Origin of the sequence: Microbacterium sp., assembly GCF_030149085.1 — a bacterium.
GTDB lineage: Bacteria > Actinomycetota > Actinomycetes > Actinomycetales > Microbacteriaceae > Microbacterium.
This window is the reverse complement of sequence record NZ_JASBSF010000007.1, coordinates 1-5496: the sequence shown is the minus strand read 5'-3', so window position 1 is coordinate 5496 and position 5496 is coordinate 1. Positions and strand designations below refer to the sequence as shown.

Sequence of the window (5496 nt, the reverse complement as noted above, 5' to 3'; positions counted from 1 at the left end):
CGACGCCGACCGCATCCCCGACGACGAGCCCAGGAACGTCTCCCGCGCGGACAGGTCATCGTTGGTCGCGTCAATCCAGGCCTCGGCAGCGGCATCATCGACCGCGGTCGGCGTGCAGGCTGTGAGGAGGACCACGGTAGCCGCTACAGCCAAGATCGCTCCGACGCTTCGCCCCCGCATGCTGGGATCCTATCCGGGGGCCAAGATGGCAGCATGAAGAAGACTGTTGTTCACGTGTTCCACGACGACGATGACGCGCTGACCCTCGGCACGCGGGTGCCTCAGCGCATCGCGGAGGTCGCCGCCGAGAACGATGTGGCAGTCGAGGTGTTCGTGTTCGGTCCGGCGCAGCGTCACCTTACGCTGTCACAGACGGATGCCGACGCGCAGTTCAACCGACAGATCGACGAGCTGATCTCGACTGGCATCCGTGTCGGCGCCTGCGTCAACGCGGCACGCGCGGCTGGCGTCGAGGATGACCTCGGCAGGCGAGGGATCGTGCTGTCGATCGCCCGCGACGAGTTCCTGCGTTTCACGCTCGAAGGGGCAACCGTCATCTCCTTCTGACTTCTCTGCGGTGTCGGCGGCGAGGTCTACGCTCGGCCGCATGGATACAGCCATCTCTGCGGACGGCACGCGCATCGCCTACGAAACACTCGGGTCGGGCCAGCCTGTCGTCATCCTCGGCGGAGCCTTCTCGACCGCGACCGACGGCGCGCCGCTGGCGGAAGCTCTGGCCGCGCTCGGTCTTCAGGGCGTGACGGTCGACCGTCGTGCCCGCGGGGGCAGTGGAGATACCGCGCCCTACGCACCCGAGCGCGAAGCGGAGGATGTGGCAGCGGTCGTGGATGCCGTGGGTGGTCGCGCGGCACTCCTCGGCCATTCGTCGGGTGCGGTGCTCGCGTTGCTCGCTGCATCCCGTGGAGCTCAGGCGACGCACCTCTTTCTGTCGGAGCCGCCGCTGGGCTTCGGGCAATCTCACGTGGCCACGGACCTGCCCGAGCGGCTGCAGCGACTGCTCGACGAGGGGCGCCCCGAGGAGGTCGTCACGATCTTCCAGCGAGAAGCAGTGGGATTGCCCGACGCGATGATCGAGCAGATCCGCGAGAGCCCGATGTTCCCGCATCTGGTGGGTCTCGCGCAGTCGGTCGTTTACGACGCAACCCTCACTCGCGCGTGCGATTCTCCCGATGAGCGGATGCTTGGCCTTGACGTTCCGACCGCTGTGCTCTGCGGCGCCGAGACGTTCCCTTTGCTTGAGGTGTCATCTCGTGCGCTCGCCGAGGCGATGCCGGCGGCAGAGCTCGTCATCGTGCCCGAGTCCCGCGGACATCGCCCCGATCCTGCGGCGACGGCTCGCGTGGTCGCGGAGCGGCTCGGCGGGGTCTGAGCTCGACTCAGGCGGCGAACACGGAGTGGATGTCTGACGAGAACGTCTGTCCGTTGAGCTCGAGGTACAGATGCTTCTCGGTGACCGAGACAGTCAGCGCCGTTCGGCGCTCGATACCCGACGCCGCCGACTCGAGGAAGCCGCGGTCGAAGCTGACGACGGGAATGTCTTCGCCACGGTGGATGCGCTTGCCAGCCCAGCTCGCAACGAGCTTCGTCGGATCCCGATGCGTGTACACAGCCACGCGCTCGGCCTTCATGCTGCCCTCGTGAAGTCGCGCAGCATCCGGCGCGCCGACCTCGATCCAGGCAGTCAGGGTGCCGGTCGCGTCGCGAACCACGATCGCCGGCTCATCCGTCGAGGAGAGACCTTCGGTGAAGGTGATGCCCTCTTCGTACTCCAGTGCGTAGGCGAGCACGCGCGTGAGCATGAACACGTCGGTCTCAGACGGATGCCGCGCCGCCCGCAGCGACAGATCCTCGTAGACGCCACGGTCGACATCCGCCAGCGTCACGGTGAACGTGTAGATCGTCGCGCCGGCAGCCATCCCGCCAGCCTATGGCTTTGTTGTGCGGCGCTTCCTCGCAGTTTGATCGAGCGAAAGGGAGTGGTCCACTAGTCCAGAGTAGGTGTTCGTTTTTTTCGTTTTGCTAAGTAACGTGGAGATCATGAGCACCTCGACCGACATGCCCCGCGGTGCCCGCAAGGCACAGACCTACTTGCCCGAAGCAGACGCTCGCGAAGAGCTTCTCGACTTCGCTGAGTTGATACGAGAGCTCGAAGTGTTTCTCTCGCGGAACTCGTCCAAGGCTGCTCTCGTGGACCCTCACGGAAACGCTCGCCCCATCCCCGATGAGATCTTCCGAATCCTCGACCAGGTGACCAACGCGCTCGCCGCAGGTGATGGCATCACGATCGTGCCGCAGGGGATGACGATGACGACGCAGCAGGCTGCGGACTTCCTCGGCATCAGTCGCCCGACGTTGGTCCGTCTCCTCGAGGCTGGCGACATTGCCTTCGACAAGCCGGGTCGTCACCGTCGCGTCCGTCTGGAGGATCTCGTCGCCTACCAGTCGAGTTTCCGTGCCGAGCGTCGCTCTGCCCTGCGCGAGCTGCAGCGCGCCAGCCTCGAGGCGAAGGTCCAGGTTGGTGACCCGGCCGAGGTGAAACGTCGTGCGGAGCTGGACCCTGAGTGAGCTTCCCCGCCTTCTTCGACACCAACGTCCTCTACGGCGCGCTGCTCAACGACTTTGTCCTAGAACTCGCTGACCGCGGACTGTTCCGGCCTCTGTGGTCGCACGACGTTCTGTTCGAGCTGGCGAAGAACCTTGTCAAGAACGGTGAGGACCCGGCGCTCGTTCGGAAGCGCGTCAGCACGATGGAGGACTACTTCGCCGACGCAATGGTCACTGGCTACGAGGACCTGGTGCCCACAATGACGAACGACACGAAGGATCGGCACGTTCTCGCTGCCGCGATACGCGGCGGTGCCGAAGTGCTGGTGACTTTCAACACGAAGGACTTCCCGGTGCAAGCCGTCGAGCGCTTCGACCTCGAAGTTGTTCACCCCGACGACTTCCTTATCAATCAGCTCGACCTCTACCACGCGCCTACCCTCCGTGGCCTGGTAGAGCTCGTCGCGGGGTACGAATCTCCGACGATGACCGTCGATGATTTCCTGCTGGCGCTCACGCGTGCCGGCGTTCCGAAGTTTGTAGAGGCAACTCGGTCGAAGCTCTACTGAGAGGGAAAGGCAAAACCCCCGCGATGTAGAAGCTACGCGAGGGTTTCTGGGGTGATTGTAACGATCACCCTTGTGGCTCCGACGGGCGTCGATCCCGTGACCTCACGACTTCAGTCGTATGCGCCGGGTTCACGGGTGCTCACGAGTGCTCGTTTGCCCCGTGATTCCGCGGAAGTCGTGCTCGTTGGTGATGACTGGTGCTCGATGGTTTCATCCGAGTTCCCGGCCCGGTACCGGCCCGGGTGAGTATTCGGTCCTCTGAGCACCATCGGTATTGCGGTTGAGCACCGCTCGCTGAGCAACGTGTTCTCGTCGTTGAGCACCACCGAATATTCGGCTTCAGCACCACCTTCGTAGGCTCCTTCTGCCGCGTGGCTGATCACGCGGCAGAAGGAGTAGTTCGGATGGTACGCAGGATCAAGGTGAAGCTGGTGCTGAGGCTTCGCGCGGAGGGGTTCTCGAAGCGGCAGATCGAGGCGCAGGGAATGTCGCGGCACTCGGTCATCGCGGTGTTCGGCGCCGCCGACCGGGAGGGCATCGGCTACGACGATGTCGCCGGTCTCGATGACGCGGAGGTGTATGCGCGATTGTTTCCCGGGCGCGGTGAGCACGACAGTGTTCACGCGCAGCCGGACTGGGATCGGGTCCACCGGGAGCTCGCGAAGGTCGGGGTGACGCTCAAGCTGCTCCATGGCGAGTACGTCGACTCCTGCCGAGGCCGGGGTGAGCCGGCGATGGGGTACGACAGGTTCTGCAAGTCCTACCAGCACCACGTCCTGGTCACCGGGGCGGCGTCGCGGGTCGGTCATAAGGCGGGGCAGTCGGTCGAGGTCGACTGGTCGGGCAAGACGATGCAGCTCGTCGACCCGGTCACCGGTGTCGTGTCGAGGGTCTACTTGTTCGTCGCGGCGTTGCCGTTCTCGAGGTTCGCGTTCGTCGAGCCGACGTTGGATATGAAGCAGGGCACCTGGTTGCGCGCCCATGTCGCGATGTTCGACTGGTTCGGCGGCAGTGTTCCCCGGATCGTCCCGGACAACTTGAAGACGGGGGTGATCTCCCACCCGGCGGAGGGTGAGGTGGTCCTCAACGACGCGTATCGGGAGCTCGCGGCGCATTACTCGGCGGCGGTGCTGCCGGGGCGGGTGAAGAAGCCGAAGGACAAGGCCAGCGTCGAGAACACCGTCGGCAACATCGCGACCTGGGTGATCGCGGCGCTGCGGAACCAGTCGTTCGCGACGTTGCCGGAGTTGCGGGCCGCGGTCTACGAGCGGATGACGGCGTTCAACGCGGAGCCGTTCCAGAAGCGCGCCGGGTCCCGGCTGGGCGTGTTCGAGGGTGAGGAGAAACCGCTGCTGCGCCCGCTGCCGGCCGTCTCGTTCGAGATCTCCCGGTGGGTCTACGGGCGTCGGGTCCAGCGCAACGGGCATGTCGTGTTCGAGAAGAACTTCTACTCCGTCCCCTACGTTCACATCGGCCGCGCCGTCGATCTGCGGGTCACCGACAGGATGCTCGAAGTGTTCACCGGGCAGGACAGGCTGACCAGTCATCTTCTCGCTCCGGCCGGGACGGTGAACGAGTACCGCACGCATGACAGTGATCTGCCCGATGGTCCGCAGTATCGGCAGTGGGACGCCCCGAGAGTCCGGGAATGGGCTGCGAGGGTCGGGGAGAACACCACGACCGTGATCAACCGGATCTTCGAGTCCGTCCCCGTCGACGAGCAAGGCCTCAGTGCCGCGTTGGCGGTACTCCGCATGACGCGCCGGTACTCCGCCGACCGCGTCGAAGCCGCCGCCGGCGTGGCTCTCGCGTCCCGGGTGAGGTCGCCGCGCTACGCGCACCTGCGACCCATCCTCGAGACCAGGCAAGACGAGCCCGGCAACCGTGATGCTTGGGCGACACCCGGGACACCACCAGAGCCGACGGGGTATGTCCGCGGCGCCGACTACTACGCAGGAGAGAGCCGATGAGCCGGCTCGACTCCGAGACCAAGCGGAAGCTGCGCGAGATGGGCGTCGCGTCGCTGGTTGACGCGATCGAAGCCCAGGACGATGCCCTCACCCTCGGGGTGGTGTTCGAGGAACGGATCAAGATCGCTGTCGACGACGCCCACGCGACGTTCACCCATTCGAAGGTCGAAGGCCTCGTCCGGCGGGCGGGGCTGCGTTATCCGGCTCTTCGGACATTCGGTGGGGGTGAGGCTCGCCGGGTGAGGTTCGGTGGGTAGGGGTCGAGGTCCCCGAGGATCAGTAGCGCCAACTGCTGCTCCAACCGAGGACCTCGACGTGTCTCACGATAGTTCGGGGTGCGCTGACGCGTGCTCTGCCGCCTGCCCGTGTTCCCGCTGCGACTTGCTGCTCGG

At 65.3% G+C, this 5496-nt stretch carries 8 protein-coding genes; 6 read left to right on the top strand and 2 right to left on the bottom strand.

Going from position 1 to position 5496, the window contains the following annotated elements:
• The coding region (locus tag Q1V87_RS00250; protein WP_300590350.1) for a hypothetical protein at window positions 1–180 on the bottom strand (180 nt) is incomplete at its 3' end.
• Between the two features lie 33 nt (window positions 181–213).
• Here Q1V87_RS00250 and Q1V87_RS00245 point away from each other — a divergent pair.
• Both Q1V87_RS00245 and Q1V87_RS00240 read left to right on the top strand, forming a co-directional pair.
• Window positions 214–567, top strand: coding sequence for a DsrE family protein (locus Q1V87_RS00245; RefSeq protein ID WP_300590349.1), 354 nt, complete (start codon window positions 214–216; stop codon window positions 565–567).
• A gap of 40 nt (window positions 568–607) precedes the next feature.
• The gene (locus tag Q1V87_RS00240) at window positions 608–1390 is read left to right on the top strand and encodes an alpha/beta hydrolase (RefSeq protein ID WP_300590348.1); all 783 of its coding nucleotides are present in this window, start codon (window positions 608–610) and stop codon (window positions 1388–1390) included.
• A gap of 7 nt (window positions 1391–1397) precedes the next feature.
• On the opposite strand, the gene Q1V87_RS00235 is transcribed toward Q1V87_RS00240, so the two are convergent.
• A complete protein-coding gene (locus tag Q1V87_RS00235) occupies window positions 1398–1937 on the bottom strand; it encodes a YaeQ family protein (protein WP_300590347.1) in 540 nt (179 codons plus the stop codon).
• 121 nt (window positions 1938–2058) lie between these two features.
• Between Q1V87_RS00235 and Q1V87_RS00230 the strand changes: the two genes are divergently transcribed.
• The 4 genes from Q1V87_RS00230 (at window position 2059) to Q1V87_RS00215 (ending at window position 5361) form a co-directional block, all read left to right on the top strand.
• On the top strand, window positions 2059–2586 hold the full coding sequence (locus Q1V87_RS00230; protein WP_300590346.1) for a helix-turn-helix domain-containing protein: 528 nt from the start codon (window positions 2059–2061) through the stop codon (window positions 2584–2586).
• Entirely contained in the window at window positions 2583–3134 is a 552-nt protein-coding gene (locus tag Q1V87_RS00225) for a putative toxin-antitoxin system toxin component, PIN family (RefSeq protein ID WP_300590345.1), read from the top strand. The genes Q1V87_RS00230 and Q1V87_RS00225 overlap by 4 nt, the downstream gene beginning before the upstream one ends.
• Window positions 3135–3538: 404 nt before the next feature.
• Window positions 3539–5104: an IS21 family transposase gene (istA, locus tag Q1V87_RS00220; RefSeq protein ID WP_228179572.1), complete on the top strand. Its 1566-nt coding sequence runs from the start codon at window positions 3539–3541 to the stop codon at window positions 5102–5104.
• Entirely contained in the window at window positions 5101–5361 is a 261-nt protein-coding gene (locus Q1V87_RS00215; RefSeq protein ID WP_300590344.1) for a hypothetical protein, read from the top strand. Before istA ends, Q1V87_RS00215 begins: the two co-directional genes overlap by 4 nt.
• Window positions 5362–5496: the final 135 nt, after the last annotated feature.